General features: G+C 65.8%; 17 protein-coding genes and 1 pseudogene. 5 read left to right on the top strand and 13 right to left on the bottom strand.

What is annotated here, in order from left to right; all coding sequences use genetic code 11:
• Position 1: 1 nt before the first annotated feature.
• Together JX552_RS22110 and JX552_RS22105 are read right to left on the bottom strand one after the other, a co-directional pair.
• Complete coding sequence (locus JX552_RS22110; protein WP_431196005.1) at positions 2 to 625, bottom strand: hypothetical protein; 624 nt, start codon at positions 623 to 625, stop codon at positions 2 to 4.
• A 155-nt stretch (positions 626 to 780) separates the two neighbouring features.
• Positions 781 to 1,635: a hypothetical protein gene (locus JX552_RS22105; protein WP_205874012.1), complete on the bottom strand. Its 855-nt coding sequence runs from the start codon at positions 1,633 to 1,635 to the stop codon at positions 781 to 783.
• Between the two features lie 184 nt (positions 1,636 to 1,819).
• On the opposite strand from JX552_RS22105, the gene JX552_RS22100 reads away from it, so the two are divergent.
• Positions 1,820 to 2,941 carry an acyl-CoA dehydrogenase family protein gene (locus JX552_RS22100; RefSeq protein WP_205874011.1) on the top strand — a complete coding sequence of 374 codons (1,122 nt, stop codon included), beginning with the start codon at positions 1,820 to 1,822 and terminating at the stop codon, positions 2,939 to 2,941.
• Positions 2,938 to 4,173, top strand: a complete 1,236-nt coding sequence (locus JX552_RS22095; protein ID WP_205874010.1) for an acyl-CoA dehydrogenase family protein — start codon at positions 2,938 to 2,940, stop codon at positions 4,171 to 4,173. Before JX552_RS22100 ends, JX552_RS22095 begins: the two co-directional genes overlap by 4 nt.
• Before the next feature lie 8 nt (positions 4,174 to 4,181).
• Here JX552_RS22095 and JX552_RS22090 read toward each other — a convergent pair whose 3' ends face one another.
• The 4 genes from JX552_RS22090 to JX552_RS22075 form a co-directional block, all read right to left on the bottom strand.
• Positions 4,182 to 6,146, bottom strand: a complete 1,965-nt coding sequence (locus tag JX552_RS22090) for a SpoIIE family protein phosphatase (RefSeq protein ID WP_205874009.1) — start codon at positions 6,144 to 6,146, stop codon at positions 4,182 to 4,184.
• 140 nt (positions 6,147 to 6,286) lie between these two features.
• Entirely contained in the window at positions 6,287 to 6,712 is a 426-nt protein-coding gene (locus JX552_RS22085) for an anti-sigma factor antagonist (RefSeq protein WP_205874008.1), read from the bottom strand.
• A 181-nt stretch (positions 6,713 to 6,893) separates the two neighbouring features.
• A complete protein-coding gene (locus tag JX552_RS22080; RefSeq protein WP_205878614.1) occupies positions 6,894 to 8,099 on the bottom strand; it encodes an amidohydrolase family protein in 1,206 nt (401 codons plus the stop codon).
• 70 nt (positions 8,100 to 8,169) lie between these two features.
• A complete protein-coding gene (locus tag JX552_RS22075) occupies positions 8,170 to 9,210 on the bottom strand; it encodes a hotdog fold thioesterase (protein ID WP_205874007.1) in 1,041 nt (346 codons plus the stop codon).
• Between the two features lie 713 nt (positions 9,211 to 9,923).
• Here JX552_RS22075 and JX552_RS22070 point away from each other — a divergent pair.
• From JX552_RS22070 to JX552_RS22060, 3 genes are all read left to right on the top strand, one after another.
• Positions 9,924 to 10,763, top strand: a complete 840-nt coding sequence (locus tag JX552_RS22070; protein WP_205874006.1) for a hypothetical protein — start codon at positions 9,924 to 9,926, stop codon at positions 10,761 to 10,763.
• Positions 10,764 to 10,871: 108 nt separating this feature from the next.
• Positions 10,872 to 11,309, top strand: a complete 438-nt coding sequence (locus JX552_RS22065) for a hypothetical protein (protein WP_205874005.1) — start codon at positions 10,872 to 10,874, stop codon at positions 11,307 to 11,309.
• 34 nt (positions 11,310 to 11,343) lie between these two features.
• Positions 11,344 to 12,828, top strand: coding sequence for a hypothetical protein (locus tag JX552_RS22060; protein ID WP_205874004.1), 1,485 nt, complete (start codon positions 11,344 to 11,346; stop codon positions 12,826 to 12,828).
• A 3-nt stretch (positions 12,829 to 12,831) separates the two neighbouring features.
• Here the strand turns inward: JX552_RS22060 and JX552_RS22055 are convergent, their stop codons facing one another.
• The 7 genes and pseudogenes from JX552_RS22055 to JX552_RS34420 form a co-directional block, all read right to left on the bottom strand.
• Entirely contained in the window at positions 12,832 to 13,599 is a 768-nt protein-coding gene (locus JX552_RS22055; RefSeq protein ID WP_205874003.1) for an ESX secretion-associated protein EspG, read from the bottom strand.
• Complete coding sequence (locus JX552_RS22050; RefSeq protein WP_205874002.1) at positions 13,596 to 15,020, bottom strand: hypothetical protein; 1,425 nt, start codon at positions 15,018 to 15,020, stop codon at positions 13,596 to 13,598. The genes JX552_RS22055 and JX552_RS22050 overlap by 4 nt, the downstream gene beginning before the upstream one ends.
• A gap of 39 nt (positions 15,021 to 15,059) precedes the next feature.
• Entirely contained in the window at positions 15,060 to 15,422 is a 363-nt protein-coding gene (locus JX552_RS22045) for a hypothetical protein (RefSeq protein WP_205874001.1), read from the bottom strand.
• A 172-nt stretch (positions 15,423 to 15,594) separates the two neighbouring features.
• Complete coding sequence (locus tag JX552_RS22040) at positions 15,595 to 16,053, bottom strand: hypothetical protein (protein ID WP_205874000.1); 459 nt, start codon at positions 16,051 to 16,053, stop codon at positions 15,595 to 15,597.
• Positions 16,050 to 17,618, bottom strand: a complete 1,569-nt coding sequence (locus JX552_RS32660) for a hypothetical protein (protein WP_241010678.1) — start codon at positions 17,616 to 17,618, stop codon at positions 16,050 to 16,052. The genes JX552_RS22040 and JX552_RS32660 overlap by 4 nt, the downstream gene beginning before the upstream one ends.
• Positions 17,619 to 17,635: 17 nt before the next feature.
• Positions 17,636 to 17,899, bottom strand: coding sequence for a hypothetical protein (locus JX552_RS22030; protein WP_205873999.1), 264 nt, complete (start codon positions 17,897 to 17,899; stop codon positions 17,636 to 17,638).
• A pseudogene (locus tag JX552_RS34420) lies at positions 17,896 to 19,815 on the bottom strand (alpha/beta hydrolase); the annotation flags it as partial. The gene JX552_RS22030 and the pseudogene JX552_RS34420, both read right to left, overlap by 4 nt.
• Positions 19,816 to 20,320: the final 505 nt, after the last annotated feature.

The following is a 20,320-nucleotide window of genomic DNA, read 5'->3' as shown; positions in this document are numbered from 1 at the left end:
GCTATACCGGGGTGAACTTGGTGATCAGCCACTTCCCGTCGACCAGGGCCAGGTTCACCAGCGCGCTGCTGGCCGCCATCGACGGTTCGGGGTTGTCCTTGCTGGTGGTGCTCTGGTCCACGAAGACCAGCACGACCGCCGAGTCCGGATGCAACTCCTGCACCGCGGCCCGCATGACGTGAGCCGAGGTCTTCAACGACTTCTGCTTGGCCGCCGGAGCGACGATCTGCTGGGTGAACTGGTCGTAATACGACAGGAAATCCCCGGTCAGGTGTGAGCGGGCGGAGGCGAAGTCTTTATCGAGGCTGTCGGGCGAGTAGGACAACAATGCGACAGTTCCGTCCGAGGCCGCGCTGACCGCCGCGCGCGCCACGCTCGGGCTGGTCCGCTGATCCGGCCTGTAGTAGTGGGCGTACAGCCACGCCGTCACACCACCGGAGATCAGGACGAGCACGATCAGGATCACCGGGATGGGCCGCACCGTGATCTGTCGGCGCCAGATATCGCGCCGCCAGTTCCGCTTGGGCTCGGCGGGCGAGGCGTCTTCCGAGGCGTGAACCGCCGTTTCGTCCTCGACGTCGGCAGCGAGGTCCTCGTCGGCGTCCTCGGTTACGTCCCTGCCCAGATAGGGGTCGGCGTCCTCGTCGGTGTAGTTGTCGGGATGGTCGTCGGCGTAGACGTCGCGTTCGTCGTCCCGCTCCTCGCCGACGGTGTCGACCACCGTGGTTTCCGTGTCGTCGGCTGGGTCCCTGGTCGCGTTGGGGTCGCGCACGTCGTCGCTCACGGCACGAACTCAACTTTCGACATCTTGTACTGCCCGTCCTCTTCGGTCACGGTCACCCGCAGGCGCCACGCGCGGGGCTCGTCCTTGGCGCCCGCGGAATTGGTGACGCGGGAAGTCGCCGACACCAGGACCTGGGCGGTACGCCCGTCCATGGATTCGACCGCTGCCGCGTTGACCGTTCCCTCGGTGACCACCTTGGACTGTTCGACCACCTTGGTGAAGTCGGCGGCGCGCTGCTGGAAGTCGTCGCGGAACTCCCCGGTGGAACTGTCGATGACTCGCTGGACGTCCTCCTTGGCCTTCTTGAAGTCCAGCGAGGTCATATTGACCACGCCCTTCTTGGCGCCCGCGATGAATGCCGCTGCCTTCTGCTCCCGGTCGGTGGCCTGGTGGTGCTGCCACATGAAGTAGGTGCTGACGCCGCCGAAGCCGAGGATGAGCAGCACCGCGACCACTTTGGCGATCGTCGACAGCTTGGGGAATCGCACGGCGCCGCGCATGCGGTCCCGGCGGGACGGCGTGGCCGCGGCCTCGGGTTCGGCCTCGCTGTAGTTCTTGGACTCGTCGTAGTCTTCTGGCTCGTCGTATTCGTCGGCGTCGTCGTATTCGTCCGCCTCGTCGTAGTCTTCGTAGTCCTCCGACTCGTCGTACTCGTACTCGTACTCGTCGTCGTCATCGTCGTTGTCGTCGGCGGCGGCGGCCAGAGCCTCACGGCGAAGCCGGGCGGCGCGGGCCTTGGCGCGTGCGGCAGCTGCCAGCGCTTCGGCCTCGGCTGCTTCGGCCTCGGCCTCTTCGGCCAATGCCAGCACGTCGGCCTTTGACGGGACCGCGTCGTCGTCTGTGTCAGCCATTACGGCCACCGTTCGTCATTATCGACTGAACTCCGGTATCTCTTACGGTATCGCCCATTGGTAACATCGGAGTCGCCAGCGAACTCCGACAAGGACCGATCAGGCGGATGATCAATCACCCAATCATTTCCCCCAGCTTCCTTCGCGACGGCGAAGGAATGCCGTGGAAAGTCCGGTCGGCATCATGACCGCTGTCGACTCTCCCGAAAAGATACTCTTCACCACCACCAGCCAAGCCTTCCTGTCCAAAGAAGCGTCGCTGCGTCATGTCCGGGAATTACACGCCGCGGGCGCATCCTGGGATCCGGCGTGGTGGCGCCGAGCCGCTGAACTGGGCTGGGCGGGCCTGCTAGTTCCCGAGGAACTCGGCGGCGGCAGCGTGTCGGGCGACGGGGTAGCGGATCTGGCCGTGATCGCCGAATTGCTGGGCAAGACCGTGGCGCCTGGACCGCTGTATCCGGTCAGCACCGTGCTCGCCGCCTTGGTGGACAGTGCGGAGCGGGACACGCACGGGGCCTTGATCGAATCCCTCATCTCCGGCGAGACGGTGGGTTCGTGGGCCGTGTCAGAGCCGCGGCGGGGCTGGGCTCCCCGGGACCCGACGGTGACCGCGACCGCCGTCGGCTCCGGGTACCGCATCGACGGCATCAAGGACCGGGTCGAGGCCGGCGCCCAGAGCGCGGTCTTGTTGGTGGTGGCGCGCAGCGCCGAGGGTGTGCGCCAGTTCTTGGTGCCGACGGATGCGCCCGGCGTACGGATCACACCGCTGCAATCGGTCGACCTGGTCAAGCAATACGCGCGGGTGGAGTTTGACGGCGCCGTGGCCGCGGCGGCGGTGGGAACGGCCGCCGAGACCGCTGCCCTGATCGAGCGGCAGAGCCAGATCGCGCAGGTGCTGCAGTGTGCCGAATCGGTCGGCATTCTGCAGACCGTTTTCGACTTCACCGTGCAGTGGGCGCTGGACCGGCACAGCTTCGGCCGGCCACTAGCGTCCTACCAGGCGCTCAAACACGGGTTCGCCGACATGAAGCTGTGGCTGGAGGCCGCCCGCGCGACGACAGCCGCGGCGGTTGCCGACGTCGCCGCCCGCGCGCCGGACGCCGGCCTGTCGGCCAGTATCGCCAAATCCTATCTAGGCGAGGTGGGCGTCGAGATCGTGCAGCGGTGCGTGCAGATGCACGGCGGTATCGGCGTCACCTGGGAGCATGACCTGCATCTTTATCTGCGGCGGATCACGTTGTACCGCTCCATGTTCGGCACGCCCGAAGAACACAACGTCAGCGTGTACCGGGCGGGTGTGAAATGAGCTCCACCGAGACCGTCGCCGAATTCGCCGCACGGGCCAGAAGCTGGCTGGCCGAGAACATGCCGCGCATCGATCCGGAATCGCCGCCGGCCGTGCCCCGCGACGCCGAGCAGTCGTGGCGGCGGGCGCGTGAGTTGCAAAAGCGTTTGTACTCAGGAGGATTCGCGGGCATCTGCTTCCCGCGCGAGTACGGCGGCCTCGGGTTGGACTACGAATACCAGCGGGCTTTCGACGTCGAATCCCTCAACTACGAAATGCCGTTGATCCTCAACATCCCCACCTTCACCATCTGCTGCGCCACGCTGCTCGACACCGGCAGCGAGGAGCAGAAGAAGCAGCACATCGCCGCCTCGTTGCGTGGCGACGAGGTCCTGGTGCAGTTGCTGTCCGAGCCGAGCGGCGGGTCGGATCTGGCCGGGGTGATCACGCGCGCCGAACGCCAGGGCGACCGGTGGGTCATCAACGGCGCCAAGACCTGGAGCACCAGCGCGTTCGCCGCCGATTATGGGCTGTGCCTCGCCCGCACAAACTGGGACGTGCCCAAGCATGACGGGCTGACCATGTTCCTGGTGCCGATCAACCACCCCGGGATCACGTTGCGGCGCATCACCCAGGTGAGTGGTGGTGCGGAGTTCTGCGAGGAGTTCCTCGACGGAGTGGACGTCGGCGACGACGCGGTGGTCGGTGAGGTGAACAAAGGTTGGGCGGTGGCGTCACGCCAGCTCTATCACGAACGCCGCGCCGTCGGACAGGGCTCGGAGTTCGCCAGCGGCTCGGGCAGCGAGGGCGGACACAATACGCCGGTGGACTATGTCGATCTGCTGGCTCGGACCGGACAGGGCGACAGCGAGCGGGGGCAGGAGCTGGCTGGCCGGGCGCTGGTGCACCGCGCGGTCGCCGAGCAACTGATTAATCATGTCTACCGCAGTGTCCAAGACGGCTCACTGCCGCCGGCCGGCGGAACGCTGATCAGGCTTTTCCACGCCGAGACGGTGATGCTGGAGATGGATACCGCGCTGGCCCTCGCCGGGGCCGCCGGCGTGGTGGGAGAGGTCGGCGAAGGGCTGCAATCCGGACTCCGGTACCTCTCGCGCCAGTCGGTCGCGATCGGCGGCGGCACCACCGAGATGGCCCGCAATGTCATCGGCGAGCGAGTGCTGAACTTCCCGCGGGAGTACGCCGCCGACCGTGGCGTGCCGTTCAACCAGGTGCGGCACGGCAAGACCCGGTAGTCGCGCGGTCAGTCTTCGACGAGGATGTCCTCGGAGTCTCCGCTGACGACCGGAATCTGAACCAGCGACAACACATGGTGCGCGGGGCTTCCCGGCGGCGCCACCAGCACGCACTCGCCGCCCTGTTTGCGGGCGCGCTCCCGCGCGGCGGCCAGGGCGCTGACCCCCGCCGAGCCGAGGTGGGTGACAGCGCTCAGGTCGATCATCAAAGAGGCTATGCCGGAACGGCTCTCGACCGCTATCTGACGATCGAGGGTGGAGGCGGTATTGGAGTCGACCTCGCCGCGTACCACGATGCGACCGCTCTCGGTCACCAGCGAGACGAACTCGCTGTCTATCTCCCGCGGGTGGGCGATCCGGTTGGCCACCGGGTCGATGACGAAGTTCACCGGTCGCGTGAGCCGGTGGCTGAGCGTGGCGGTAGTGCCGTCCAGGCTGTGTGTGACATGCGATTCGGTCACCAGCGCCTCGGCCATCGCCAGGCCGCGCCCGCGGCCTTTCTCGCCATCGCGATGGTCCTTCCATTCCCCACGGTCGATCACCGAGGCACGCAGCAGGCCGTCGCCACCCAACGACGCCTCAACGATGAGCCCGTCGGTGACCTCGGTGCCGTAACCGTGCTCGACCGCGTTCTCGACGAATTCGGAGATCGCGTGCACCACATCGGAGACGTCGGCCGAATCCGCGCCGATCTCGGAAAGCCATTCACGCAATTTGGCCCGGATCCCCCGGGCGGCATGGATCGTCGCGTCCGTCATGATGTACAACGGTGGCGTCGGGGTCCGGCGCTGCACCGCCAGTAAGGTCACGTCGTCGCTGTAACCCGTTGAGCGCAAGAGTAATTCGAGTGTCTCCGAACAAAGCCGGTCGATGGGACGCGCGGGTGAATCGAGTACGAAGCCCCTGGTGCCGGCGGCGATACTGCCCGCCAGGTCCGCGAACTCGGCGGTGCTGGCCATCAGCGGCCGGCCCGGACGCTCGATCAGGCCGTCGCTGTACAGCAGAACGGCGTCCCCGACGTCGAGGGTCTTGGAGCGAACCGGGAACCCGGCGCCGCTGCCCAACGGGCCGCCGCCCGACGGTTGCACATACCGCGCGCTGGCATCGGCGGTGACGATCAGCGGCGGCGGGTGTCCGGCGGTGATGTACTGGAATTCACCTGTGGTCAGGTCCAGCGAGGCGAGACAGATGGTGGCGGATTTCGATCCGGGCACATGCTCGTGAAAATCGTCGAGCGCCTCGAGCGCTGCGACGATGCTCTGGCCTGCGGTGAGCTGCATCCGCAGCGCGGTGCGCAGCTGCGACATCACCGCCGCGGCTTCGACACCATGGCCGACGACGTCGCCGACGACGAGCACCAGGCGGTCGCCGAGCGGCAGCGCGTCGAACCAGTCGCCGCCGGCGGCGGTGTCCTCTGCCGCGACCAAGTATTCAGCGGCAATGTCGGCGCCGGGAACCAGCGGAACCGACGGCGCCAACAAAGTCTTCTGCATAAGAATCGCCGAGTCGCGTACGTCGCGGTACCGCTTGGAAAGTTCTTCGACGCGGGCTTCGGCGGCGAGCCGTGCCTGCACCCGGGCGGTCACTTCTTCGAAGAGCACCTGCACACCCTCGATGGATCCGTCCGAGGCGCGTCGGGGCGTGACAAGAAAGTCGAAATACCGCTCCTCGAGACCGGAACCCTGCAGGTCGACCTGAAGGCGCCACTCAGATCCCGACTGTGACTCACCGGTGTGATACACCCGGTCGAACATGTCGTAGATCTGTTGGCCTTCCAGCTCCGGATAGATTTCTTTGGCCGTCTTGCCTACAGTGTTCAACGCTGGATTGAAGGCGCGGAAGGCGGCGTTGACCGCTATGAAGCGGTGATCTGGCCCGTCCAGGCCGACCACCATGGCAGGGATGTTCTCGAAGATGCGCCGCACGTCATCTGCCGTGCCCACCGCGTCATCCCAGTCCATCTCGGCCGACATATGGCCGTACCTCCCGCGGACCGATGAAGCAAACAAGTCGGGTGCGTTGACGTCAACGTCAAGCAACAACAACCAGACTAGCAATGTGCGGCACAGGCACCAGGCACCAAAATTATTGAGTCGCGGGACAACCGCCCGAGCTATGCCGCGGACAGCGCCGATTCGGTCGTGGGGTGAACGGGTAGCACCTGGCCGAAACCACAAGCGGACACGATGCGGGCGATGGCGGGGTCGCTGCTGACCAATCGCAGCGTGATGCCGCGGCGGCGGCACTGTTCCGCTTCGTCGGCCAGCACGGCGAACGCGCAGCAGCCCATGAAATCCAGTCCGGTGACATCGACGACCAGCGGTCCGGGCCGGGCGGCCATCGCCGAAGCCTCGGCGAGCAGGCCCTGCCAGGTGTGTTCATTGGCTGCGTCGACTTCGCCGCCGGCACGGATGACCACCGCCGGGCCGCTGCGCACCGTGCTGGCCCGCAACGTGCTGCTCGGTTCACCCAGCTCCAGGGACAACCGGTCGCTCAACGGCACCGGGATAGAGAATGAGTCGGACGGACCCAGGTTCATCGTGCACCCCCAAAAAAGAGCCGCGCCGGCAAAATCCCCCCGATGGAATGTCCACTGCGCGCCCGAAGACAAAGTGATGCCTTGTGTATAGCAGAAACTGTTGCCGGATTAGGCCAAACTGCGGAATCGGTAAAGCGCCGGCGGGCGGTGTCCGTCATTGCCGACGCCCCGACGCCGAAAGTCAGGCCGACACCGGCTTTCTGGCCGATGCCGAAACTTTCATCAGCTTCATCAGGTTGCCGCCCATGATCTTGGCGATGTCGGCCTCGTCGAAGTCGGTGAGTTCGTCCACAAAGGAGATGGGGTCCTTCAGCCCCTCGGGATGCGGCCAGTCGGAGCCGAATAACACGCGGTCGGTTCCGACCATCCTGACGATCTCGGCGAACCTGTCCTCCCAGAACGGGGTGATGTAGACACAGCGTTTGAAGGCTTCCACCGGGTCTTCGCTGAAGGACTGCGGCATCTTCTTGTAGACGCCCTTGAGGCCCTTGAACAAGTCCGGCACCCAGTCGGCGCCGTTCTCGATCGACAGGATCCGCAACTCGGGGTTGCGGGACAGCGCGCCGTGGCACACCAGCGCACCCATCGCGTCCAGGATCGGCCGATGCCCCATCGCGAAGCTGCGGAAGGGGGTCGGCTTGAACGGCAGGAACTCATCGCCGGGTTCCCACACGTTCGCGAACTCCGAGTAACCGCTGTCCGAGGCGTGCATCGACACCGGCAGTTCGGCTTTGACGCAGGCCTGCCAGAACGGGTCGAACTCCTCGAGTCCGAACGACCGGCTGCCCTTGTAGCCGGGTACGGGTGCGGGCCGGACCAGCACGGTGCGGGCACCCCGTTCGAGACACCATTCGAGCTCCTCGAGCGCCCGCTCGACGATCGGCAGGGTGATCACCGGGGTGGCGAAGATGCGGTCCTGATAGTTGAACGACCACTGCTCGTACATCCACTGGTTGAGCGCGTGAATGACGTCGTGGGTCATCTCCGGGTCGTCCTTCATCCGCTCCTCGACCAGGCTGGCCAGGGTCGGGAACATCAGGGCGTAGTCGATGCCCAGCTCGTCCATGACCTCCAGGCGCGCTCCCGGTTCGCGGAAGGCGGGGATGGCCTTCATCGGCTCGCCGAGGATCTCGCGGTAGCTCTTGCCCTGTGCGCCGTTGCGGAAGTAGTCCTCTTGCGCTCCGGGGCGTGCCACCACCTCGAAGGTCGGGTTCGGGATGTACTCGCTGATGTGTCCGCGCACCACGATCTTGGTACGGCCGCGGACTTGCACGTAGTCGATGACCCTCTTGCGGTTGTCCGGCAGGAATTTCGTCAGCGCTTCCTGCGGCTCGTACATGTGGTTGTCGGCGTCGAACACAGGGAAGGAAAGTTCGCGAGACGGCATAGCGATCTCCTGTAAAGTCATGATCTCATCGTGTGGTAATGACGTTACCACCCTGGGCAAGGGGTGGGCGTCAAGGTTCGGTGGGGCCGTCGGGGTCCGGGTTGCCGATGATGGCGAAATTCACTGTCGCGGTGGCCGCCAGCTCGGTGCCGCTGTCGCCGTAGATATCGATCTGCATGACCAGCGACCGGCGGCCGGCCCGCAAGACTTTCGGGACGGCCAGCGCCGAGCCCTGCCTGATCGGCCTTAGATACCGGATGACGAGATCGGAGGTCGTCATGGCGGTGCCCGGTTGGAGGTACTGCAGACCGAGTTGTCCGCCCGCCACGTCGGCCAGGGTGGCGATCAGCCCGCCCTGCAGTGCACCCGAGGTGTTCACCACTTGCGGGCTGACGGGCATCGTCATCGCGAAGCCGTCTTGGAATCGATCATCCTGGAAGCTGGCCGGGCGCAGACCGATCTGTGCGAACAGTTCAGCCAGCGTGGGATCCGGTGTCTGATCGTCGCGCTCGCGGATGCCCAGCGCGCGGCTGCAGAAATCGTACAGTTGGCCCGAATCGATCGGCGTTCCGTTCAATTCGGTTCCTAGCCAATGCAACCGGAGCGCGCCGACCATCGTCTGCATGACGATCGCCGCGGCGGTACCGACGTCGAGCCCGGGGTTGAAGACACCCTCGGTGATGCCCTGCCCGATGATGTCACGCATCAGTCGATGCAGCGGCGAAAGGACCCGGGCGTACTCGCGGGGCCGGGTCTCGGCCAGGTTCTGGTTGTACAGGCTCAGCGCACGGTTGAGGCTGTCCTGGGTCGTGGACTCCGGTTGGGCCCCAACCCGATCGATGATCAGCTTGAGGGCCGCGGTGCTGTCCAGGCCAACGGTTTCGGCGCGCCAGGTCTGCGCCGCCTGGGCCATGGTGCGCTCGAACAGTGCCAGGAGCAGTTCATCCTTGCTGCCGAAATGTTGGTAGAAGGCACGCAGCGAGGTCTTGGAGCGGGCGACGACTTCCTGGACGGTGAAGTCGGTGCGCCCGGTCTCGCCGAGGATGTCGACCGCCGTCTTGATGAAGCGGTCGGCCCGGGTAGCTTCGGCTTCATCGGTGGGGCCGGCCATGGGCGGTCTCCTGTTCCTGGACGTGGCACACGCTGTGAGAATGAGATTACCGTGCGGCTCGACCAGCATCGTCACCCGCGTAGACAGCCCTCTCGTGGGATCTCCTCGGGGGTGAGCAGGTGACGCATGGGCTGCAACCGCTCAGGGGTGCCGAAGCTGTGGCGAATCGGCGGTGCCCGGCCTCGGGACCCTTCTGGTCGTTCATGCGGACGGGAGCGGGGGCGATCACCGTGGCGCCGGCGTGGATCGCTGCTGGGCGCCGTGCGCTGGTGATCTGGGGACTTGTTGCCGCGCAGGCGATTTTGGGATGTGCGGCCAAGGGGGTGGTATTCCGGTGGTCGGGGCGCTGCTGCCTCACCGCTCGACATCCCCATCGTTCATGGGTGACCGCAACGGCCTGATGTTCCGAAAGATGTTGGTGGACTGGGTCATGTGTCCCGGGTCGTGCTCGCCCTCGTGGTCCGTGCCGACCCGGTCGAGATCGGGGTACGCCCGCAGTCCGGCGTGCAGACGGGGCCGGTGGCGGCCGCGCAGCGCAGGTGCTCGGCGATCGTCCCTTCCGAACAGTGTTGCCGCACCCAAGATTCGACATCTCGAGGATGGTGTGGGTGCTCAATCAGTCCGGTCGCCGCGACATCGTGCTGCTCGAACGGACCGCCGGCGGTGCGGAAGTGCTGGGCTCGGCTGGCCCGCCAGTTCGATAGGCTTTGCCCGTGAATGTCGCCGCCGCTGACGGGGGAGCCGCAGGCGATCGGCGCCTGGTGGAGAAAGCCCTCAGCTTGTTGATCGGCGAAGCGCCGACGGGCTGGAGGCGACTGCGGGTCGAGTTCGCGGCGGCGCCGTCGGTGGTCACGGCGACGGTGACCTCGGACACCGGGACGGTGTCACTGTCCGTACCGGCCGATGCGGTCGAAGCCCTCAACGAATACCATCGCCTGGCCGTGGCCAGCGGGGCGGTGTGGCGGCGGTTGGAGATTCAATGTGGCGCCGACGGGACGATCTTCGCGCGCACCGATGCATCGGACGCAGCTGCCGCGACGCCGGTGCGCCGCTGGACTCAGCGACTGCTGGCGGTGATCACCGTTGGTTGTCTGGCCGCCGCGGCCGCGGTGTTCGCGGTCGGGTGGCGGTGGTCGGAACCCGCGCGGCTCACCGTGATCAAAGTGCCGGAGCCGTCCGCTCGGGCGCAGCAGGCGTGGCGGTCGGTGGTGCAGTGGTACGACGCAGAGAATCACGGTGACGCGGCGCGGATGCGCCGACTGGCATGCGTCCACCCGGCCAAGGCGGTGACGGACTGGATCGACACGACCTCCCACTACGGACAGGACCAGGGCCTGGTTTTCCCCGACGCGATCAGCGAATTCAGGGATAACGGCGCGACGGTGGTCGTGAAAGTGCCGGTGCGGATCCGTCCGCTGGATGAGCGGACTAAGCGTCAAGTCGAGGAGGCGCAGGCCAATGGCGGTTTCTTTCACGAAACCGTGACGCTGGCGAGCGAAGGCGATGAGCTGAAGATCTGCGATGTGGCGCTGCCGCCGAGGGACGGAGGCTAGATGGCCGTCGACGAGAACGCAACTGGCACAACGGGATTGGATCCGTTGGCGGCGAAAACTTGCGCGCCGCAACATGAAATCGCTGCGCGACCGGGTAGGCGGAGGACCGTGTGGTGGTGGGCATTGGCCGCGGCCGCTTCGGTTGCGGTGCTTGTCGTCGCGATCGTCGGTCGCGAGCGGGGTGAGCGCGCCACGTTGCGGCCGCTGCTGGTCAGCGACTCGATGACGCAGTCGGAGGCGAACGACGCCGCCGAGACGACGGTTCGAGCGTGGCTGCGTGAACGCAACAACCGTAACCTGGCCAACCTGGTGGCGCTGACCTGTCCGGACAATGTCGGCACGGTGAGCGTCGAGGTCGACGACGTGCGAAACCACCGACCGGCTCCGCCGCGGATTGAGGTCGCCACCACCGGCGCCTTCGAGCGGCATGGCGACCTGTGGACGTTGAACACCCACTACACCAACGGCGTCAGTGAGCGGTACGTGCTCGGCGTACGTGACGGTGAGTTGCGGGTATGCCGGATCGTCGCGGCTCCGGTGCCGTGATCAGCTCGGCTGCGTGGGCCGCGCGGAAAGGCTGGTGAGGGTGTCGGGTTCGTCGTTGCCGCCGGGTGGGTTTCGTTGGGTCGAGCCGGGTCCGCAGGCAGCAGAGCACGCGCGTCGATCACGGCGGTGGCGGATCGGCGCGGCGATCGCGGCGGTAATGGCCGTATCGGCCGGCGGGGTGTCCGCCGTCTTGTGGGGACCGTTCCGGGATGGTGGGCGAAGCGCACCTCCCGCGCCACCGACCATCGGCACACCGAAAGACCTTCTGGTGTCGTTCCCGTTGAATCGGCAACCGGTTGAGGGCTGGCAGGTCACCGCGGCCGGCATCGGTCTGCCGCCCGGAGTTCAACTGGGAAAGTTGTTCGCCAGCAACGGCAATAAGGCCTACTTCATCACCGCCCAAGGCTGCGACCGCAAGTGCCTCGACCCCGTTGGCTGGTTGTATGGGATCGACACCAGCTCCGGCACGCGGTTGTTTCCCCCGCTGTCACTGCCCGGGTTCTACTCATCGGGTGACAACTGTTACGGCAACGGGCCCTCGGTCGCTGTCTGCACCACCCGCGCCCCGGACGAGACGATCGAGCAGGACTTTCCGCCGCCCACCGCGTGGGTGATCGACCTCGACCATGGCACGGTGTCCTTCAGCGGAGCCAACACACTGAATCCGAAAAGGGGTGGCGGCACACAGTTGTCGGCGGTGGGCAACGACCTCGGCCAGACCTATCTGCTGGCAGCAACCCCGGGCAAGGGGGTTTACGGAGTCGGCAAACGAGCCGAGCTGACCTGGTTTGTTCCGGGTAGTGGCCAGGTGGCCACCCCCGTCACCAGAGGATCTGACATCCCGCCGCTGACGCTGGCGGTGCAAGCGCCGACCGCTCCCGGTGACGAGCGCGGGTCCCGTGTGTTCTCGGTCATCGACGGCACAGACCTGACGCCCGGTGTGCCCGCCGGCACCAGGTTGGAAGAGGCTGAGGTTTACCACGGCGGTTTCGTCTACCAATTCGACTCGGGAGCCGTTACCGGCACCCTGATGTACGACACCGCGGGGCGGCAGGTGGCACGGCAGGACTCCGAACGCAGCTTCCCGCGATCGAATCCGGCAATGCCGACGCTGCTGGTCGGATCCACATTTCAGTTCTACACAGCTGCGGGCAAGCTACTCATCGACGTCCCGGCGCGGGGCTTGGCCGAGGAATTCAGAACCATCGGCACCAAGGTCTATGTCAGAAAGGCAGCAACCCACGGTAGTGACGAGACCTGGCAGTCATGGGATTTGTTGACCGGAGCACCGGGGCCGGCCTGTGCCATGCAACTGGGTGTGTCGTACGTCGGCTCTGACGGGAACGTGGTCGTTGCCCTGCGTGGCGGCGCCGACGAGGCTTTCGCGGCGGTGGACGTCGCGACGTGCCAAACCTTATGGGAGATAACGGGCAAGGTGCTGATCTCGAAGATCGGCAGTGGGCTGGTGGAAATCGACTACGACCACCAGACGATCATGTCGCTGCGCGCGCCGAATTAGGCACTAGGGTTTCCGCTGCGCGCGCAGCCGTGCAATGTCGTCGGCGATCAATTGATCGATGCGCTCGCTGAGGTTCCCGGCAGTCATCGGAGTCAGGTAAACGAATTTCGGCGAGTAGATGTAGTCGCCGTCGTCGCCGATGGCGACGTACACGAGGACGTCTTTGGAGCGGTCGAACCCCCAATCTCGCGCCGGCTGCCATCGACTCTGAATCCTGGTGTACCGCAGCACCTTTGACCGCGGTACCGAAAGTGCATCACTGCTGGCTTCCGTCGAGCGGACAGAGACTTCCCGGCTGTCGTCGCCTCGTGACTTCGTGCGGACGAACTCGGGGATCACGATCTTGGGGTGTCGCCCGGGACCGGTCAGCGCAAGCGCACTTGTGATCGCGGGCCCCAGATCGAAGGGAGGCACCGCGTAAATGTCGATTACGTGGTCCTCGGATCGTTGTGCGGCAATGAATCCCGATTGGCCGCAGCGGTGTGCCAGTATCCGTCCTCTAGGTGCTCCCACGATGCTGACGACAGACTCGACCCGGATGTCGGCATTCAGGTACGTGGTGAACCACAGGTGGAAATCACGAAGGTCACCGTGCCGGAGCCGCTCGGGCGCCGCCGCTGCGTGCGACGCGTACTCCTGGAAGGAGGCGAATCGGGTCGGGCGCAGTTGGGCGAACGGGAAGGGCAGAAAGTCGCGGCCCGTGCTGTCGCTGATCGCCTGCAGATCGACCAGGTCGATGCTGCCTACGCGGTTCAGGGCCACGTGCTTCATTCCGGTGATTCCCGTCGGCGCTGCGAGGAAGGCGTCGCGGCGCCGCTCTCGTGGCCTTCGCCGCCGACCACGGGGACGACGGCCTCGACGTCGCCGATCACTTCTTCGCCGTGCTTGGCGTGACGCAGTGCTCTGTTGGCCTTGTGCTCTTTGTCGGCGCCGGCGCCACGTTGCCCGGCGACGGGTGCCCCGGCACCGGGTGTCCCGGCACCAGCGCCTACCCCCGCCCGGGATGCTTGCGCGGCCGTGACCGCCCTCGTCCCCTGTGTGACCTGGGCGGACGGTTTGCTTGCTGAGGGCGAATGCGCGCCCGTGCCGCCGCCCCCGCCGCCTCCGCGGCCGGATCCCGCTCCGGTTGTGACTCCTTTGAGACCGTGGGGTCCCAGACCGAGAACGCCCTCGGGAAGATCGGCGGCCCCGTTGCGGGCACCTTTGGACAGGTCACCCAATGCCTGGTTGGCGGCGTTGCCCGCTTGGCCGGCAGCATTCTGGGCCTGTTGGCCGGCCCCTTGCGCGGCATCACCGGCGCCCTCCGCGGCCGCGTCGAGGCCGGGGAGCGCGTTCGTCGGCGTGGTGGCGGCGGGCGCGTCCGGTTGCCCCGGAGGCGGGTCGGACGCGTGTAGGCCGGACAGGGACGGAATGCCGGGTGCACCCGATCCGCCCGGCGATGGGCCACCGGGTGACCACCCACCCAATGCGGGCGAGCGGGGTCCGGCCGCCGGACCGCCAACCTGGGGGGCGCTCGCCGACATGTCCGGGTGGCTCTGGCTGATCCATTCAATAGGTGGGTTGTAAAAAGTCTGAATCACGCGCTGCGCTTGTGCGTTGACGAAGGAGTACATCTCGTCCTGAGCCGCCGGATTATTGCTGTAGACGCCGCCATTCCCGAGTGCTTTCTCGATGCTGTTGTGCATGGAGATGAACCAGTCTCTGGTTTCTGATATGTCGCGCGAAAAAGCGTCGACGAGCGGGTCCATACGATGTGCCGCATCGGCCAGCGATCCGAGATATCCCAGGGAATCAGCGGCGTGCTGGAATAAGGCTGTAGCAGTCGCACCCGTGAATTTCTGACTGTTCTTCAAACGATCGATCGTGGCCTGAAACGCATCTCTGGCCTGTTGCAGTGATTGGCCGATGCGTGACCAGATTTCGTGGTGCTGCACCGCGACGTCTGGTGCCGCGGCGACGATCTTGTGGTAGCCGTCGAAGAAGTCCGCGATGTACTCCAGCGGGACACCCTTGGTGGTCAGGCCGGCCGTGGGGGTGCTTTCCCGATCGCTGAGCCTGGCGAACAGAGTCTTCCCGATCGCTGAATCGTTGAGGTGCGGAATCGTCACGTCTTCGTTGCCGATGGGATCACCGTGATAAGGGTCCTGGTGCGGGTCTATATCCCAGTCGAGCGGCGGTGGATCAGGTGACATCGAGGGTTCTCCGCGTTCCCCACGGCGGCTGCATCGTCGTTATTGGCCGTCTGTCGCGACGAGCGCGTGGTGTGCGGCCAGAGAGAACTCTTTGAGCGCATTCGCGAACTGCTGGTATTCGGCCAGTCGTTGTCGAATAGCATCGCCAGAGCTGTTCAGCGCGCTCGCAGTGGCCGTCGCGGAGACGAATTTTCCGACGACGCCCTCGTTGATGCGCAAGTTGCCGGCGGCGGCCACCTGGGCGTCTATGGCGAGCACCAACGAATTGATGCCGCCCAACCATTCGTTGAGGAACGACGGATCGATCTTGAGGAAGTCCTCGGGGACGTTCTGCGCCCACTGACGGAGTTGCTGCCGCGGACCGCTCAACTCATCGGGCGGCGGTGGTGTCTCGATTGACATGACGTCTCCTCCGGTGGCGTCTGTTGATCGTCAGCGGATCCGACCGACAGCGGATCGGCTGGCTCCCCCTAACCACTCCAAGTGGCCTGTAGTTCGTGTTTGCCAGGATAAGGCACCCCAGTGGCAGTAATCAGCGGAAACCGGGCCGACGGCGCTACCGGCGAGCGGCCCGTCATTCGTCACCACGATTCACCGCATCGCCCGCCTGATCCTCGCCGGTGGGCGCCGCGCGGGAACGCCGCCGTTGTTCGGCGTCGCGCCGCTGCTCGAACAGCACGTCCTGCGCGGTCGGCTTGCCTGCGCGGGTGCGGCGCACCTGTGCGCTCAGGGTGCGTAGGGCGAGATTTGAAGTGGCAAGGCCGGCGACCACCGCGGTCAGCGGGAAATAGAACGTCGGTCCGGAGGCGCGGGCGGTCAGCAAGACCGCGGCGAGGTACGGCCCGGCCAGCAAGAGCGGCGGCAGCACTTGCCCGGCCACGATCAGCACTCGGTCGAGCCGCCACGGTTGCGCCGGGGCGGGTTCCACTTCCACCCCGAACGCGACGAAGCCGGTGACACCGAAGAACGCGATGATCGGCGCGGCGATGACGAACAAGGCGATGGTGAGGGCGGTGTCGAGCGTGCCGTTCATCGAGTCAGGCCGGCCTGGCGGAGCTGGTCGAATCCGTTGCCCAGATCAGGGTCTGGGAAGTGAGTGAAAACCGCCGCGAGGTCAGCCGGAGTCACGGTGCGGCGGGCTGCGGCTGCCAGCAGGTGGTGGCAGGCATCCTCGAGGCCCGGACCTAACACAGTGGTCATCGCGGCAACGGTTTCCTCGGGTGTCCAGATCGCCGGCAGCGGGTCGTCGAGTTCGTCGAACGTGTCCGTGGCGCCGCGGCACCATCGCTTGCCATCCCACCAGTAGCAGAAGCTGAGCAGGCCGTTCTGGTTGCGGGTGTTCAATGCCGAGTCATTGACCCAGGCCGGCGCGCCGCAGTACAGATCGGGCAGTCCCGCGCGCTGGTGGTAGGCCGCGATGAGCAGGGGTGAGTTCCAACGCCCTCCGGACAGCACCGCTCGGTTCCCCGGCAGCACGAACAGGCTTGACCCGCTCCGGGCGTCGGATTCGTAGGACGCCAGCCCCGGGGAGATCCGCGGACCCCATACCGAGTGCGCCCCGATGTAGATCGCAGCCAAGGTCGCCCAGCGGGACCACGTCTCGGGCAAGGGCTCGATGTCATCGGTCTCCGTGGGATGACGGCCGATGCTGGCGTCGGCTGCCGCGGCGGCGGAAGCCTGCGCCGGTGTTCGGCCCTGTGCGGCGGGTCCGGCCAGATAGCCGGCCAGCCAGACCGGCACCAGTGGACGGGGGAAGGCGGCGATGTCGTCGCGGTAGTTCTGTGCGGGCTGTAATTGGCCTGCGGGGAAAGGTTGCTCACCATAGTCGTAATCGGCGCGAAGCTGGCCCTGGTTGTTGACCGTGAGCATCAACCGCCACCAGGGTCCCGCCGACATCTGGGCGCTGACCTCGCGTTGAGTGCGCACCAAGTCCATCACCGAGCGTGGAACATGGACCGGTTGCCAGCCGGCGCGGGTTGCGAACGCGCAGTCGGCGGATCCGGCCCGGATCGTCAAGGCGAAGACCGCACTGAACTCTTGCCAACCGGGGGGACCCAGGAGGGCGACTTCCCGGGCGATCGGATCGAGCATTGCGGATGCCCGCTCGCTGATCTGCTCGTCGTGGCGGGCCAAATCCGCATCGGGTGCGGGACCGTCGAGCACGGTGTACCCGGTGGCGACCTGTCGACCTTTCGAAGCCCGGTCGAAAGAGTCGGCGAGTTCGGCGAGCAGCGGACCGGAGTCCACTTCTGCCGCAGCCGAATGCGCTACGCGTTCGTGTTCGGCGAATTGTTGCTGCGCGATCCGTGGTGGCGTCGACGTCGACGCCTCCTCGATCCGGCCGCTGTCGCCGATCAGGAACACCGCCCGGCCCACCGGCATATCGAGAAAAGCCGCCGGATCACCGGTGTCGACGTTAACCGGCGCATAGACCGACCAGCCGGCCTCGAAGCGGTCAGCCGTCAAACCCGTTGTCGGATAGTCGATTCCCGCACGACGGATGTGCTCGGTAACCGCGGCCACGGCCTCGGCGGCGTTCATGGGCACCAGGATGCTGCTGCGGTGAGCCGGGCTGACCGGGCTCGTCCGGACGGACATACCATCAGCGCGTCCTCCTAGGTCGGTGTTCCGCGGTCGGCCCCGGGTGGCATAAACAGCCGGTCGTCCTGCTCGCGCCGTCGGCAGGATTCGACGAACTCCAGCGCCGCCGCCTCGTCGTGCAGAAACGCCTCATACTCAGCCGGGGTGATTCTGTAGGACTCGATGTAGTCCACCATCTGGTTGCTCACCGGAATAGCAGCGAAATGGCTGCCGGAGTCGGACTCGGTACCCAACCAATAGCGGTGCTCTTTGGATAGATATGTATTGATGAATTTCATTCGCGCCTTTCTGCTCGCCCTGAAACTCTCGTGACAGTGTAGTCATCCGGAGATACTGCTCCGCCATCAATTACCGCCTCCGGCATGCCTTTAGGCAGAAACCCACCGGGCAGCCACTGGTTGTTGGCTCCCGCTTCGTTTCCGGACGGCATGCGTAAGCCGTAGGTCGCAGGTTCGGAGATGTCTACCCGAACTATTTCGTACGCGTCGAAATAATTGGCCGGCAGACCCAGCGCTTGCTCTAGTAATCGGAGGTCGTTTTCGGTCGTGGCGGTCAGGGAATCCAATTCACTTGATGGGAATACGAACGTGGTGCCGTCTCGCTGTCCTATTCCGAAGGCATTGAGATTGTCCAGCACCATGTAGCGGCTCGCGCCGTCGTCGAACCTCGCCAGATGCTGCTCGATGAATTCGGCTGGCAGATACTGCGCCGGATCGGGACGCTCACCCTTGGGGATACTCAAGATGGCATCGCGCTGTTCATCGGTCAACGGACTGCCGTGCGGGAGTTCACCCGCGACGTCGCCCACGGCATCGGCCGCCTCGAGTTGGCCGGGCCGGCCGTCGAGCGGATCGAGCGCGTTTCCCTTCCGGTCGAGGTAGCCCACCGCGGTGGCCTGGACCGCTCGCTCGCCCCACAGCGGTGGCCAACCCAACGGCTCGTAGCGGTCACCGACCCGCTCGTAGAGATGCACCGTGCCGCCTTCGTTTACCGCGACATACGCGTGCCCACCTTGTCGGGGACCGGCCGCCCACTGCGATGCCAGGACCGCGGAAGCCCCGTCCCCGTGGCGCAGCAGCGTGTCGTGCACTTCTGCGTAGCTGGCGAAGCGCGACTCCGCACCCCAGGTCTGAAACAGCTTGCGGGCGGGCACCCCCGACGGTCCCGGCTCGCCGAGAGCCGGGACGTCACGGCCGTAGCGATGGGCCAGGAATTCGTTGACGCCATGCGCACAGCGCCGGTCGTCGGTGGTGCCACCGTCACCTTCAGGTTGCGGAACCCGGTGATCGCCGCCCTCGGAATGCCATGGCGGATCCCACATTCGGCGGCGCAGCTGTGCCGGGTCGTCGGGGTGATTCTCCAACGGGCGGCTCAGTGCAGGTTCGGTGGGACGCAGGCCACTCCCTTCGAAACGATTGCCCTCGATGTGCACCCGGTCGAACCCACCGGCGCCGATACGGCCGAAGTTGGCCAGCGATTCCGTCGGTGTTTCCGGCAGCCGCGGATCGAACCAGTAGTACGCGGTGTGCGTCGCTGTGGTGCCGTCAGCGCCCAAGAGGTCCAGATAGTGTGGGAATTCAGCCGTGACCCGGGTGGCGCCGAATGCCTGCATCGCGGGGTCCATACCTAGGCGGCCGAACAACCAGCCGCCGCCCGGGTGGAACGTGCGCCCGCCGAACGTGGTGACGAAATCACGCGACGACGACGCCACGAAAACCTGGTCGCCAACCCCGAATTCCGAGGCGTGCCGCAGCGGTCCGGCGCCCGGCGAACCCAGCAGCGTCACGCTGCGCACATGGGTCGTCAAACCACCGCCTCTCGCTGCGAAGCTGGTTGTGGTCGACCCGTAGGAGTGCCCGAAAACATCGTTGCTGCAGAACGCGCTGCCGTCACCGGCGAAGGCGTCCCGGCCGGCGTTGAACGCGGCGAGGTCACCATGCAGAATCTCGCCGCCGGTGCTGGCTAACTTCGTGTGCATGACGTCCCAGACGCCTTTGAACATGCCTTGTGGTGAGTCGTAGCCGATCCACGCGATGGACGCGACCCGCGCCGCGGGATCCTGCCTGAGAACCGACTCGAGATGATTCAGCGCATTGTCGAGGTTCAGTCCGATCTTGTCGATGGTCGTCGTGTAGCCCGGTACATGCCACGAGACAGCGTCGGCGTGCGAGGGGTCGTGGCCGACGCTGACAACCATCCGGCCATCGCCACCGAACGCGCGCGGGTCGAAAGCCAGCACGTGGACGTCGCCCCCCAGCCGTGCCGCTTTAACCCTGGCATCTTTCAGCGCCGCGCGAAGTCCGTCGTATCGTCTGAGTTCTTTGGCTTCTCGTCGGCTCAGGCGCTCGCCGGCGTCTGCGCGGGAACGCAACTCGTCGCGCAACCGCGAAAGCTCGTGCTGGTTGGCCTCGCTGCGTGCCCACGCCGGAATGCCTTCGGCGTTGCCGATCTCACGAGGATAGGAATCGATCAGCGCGCGCTGCTGCTCACCGCTGAGTTGGCGCCACCACGTTGCGTTATCCCTAGCCCGTTGTTCCCCGAAGAGTTTGTCCGCCAGGTGATGCCGCAGCTCGTCCGGACTGACCGGCGGAATCCGTTTCCATAAACTGTCATTCGCTACTCCTCGGGAGTGATCAGGGTCGGGGTGGGACGCCACCGCACGTCCCCGATCGCCGGGATCACTGTGATCGAATACCGAA

Origin of the sequence: Mycobacterium gordonae (assembly GCF_017086405.1) — a bacterium.
Lineage (GTDB): Bacteria > Actinomycetota > Actinomycetes > Mycobacteriales > Mycobacteriaceae > Mycobacterium > Mycobacterium gordonae_D.
This window is presented reverse-complemented; position numbering and strand designations above follow the sequence as displayed.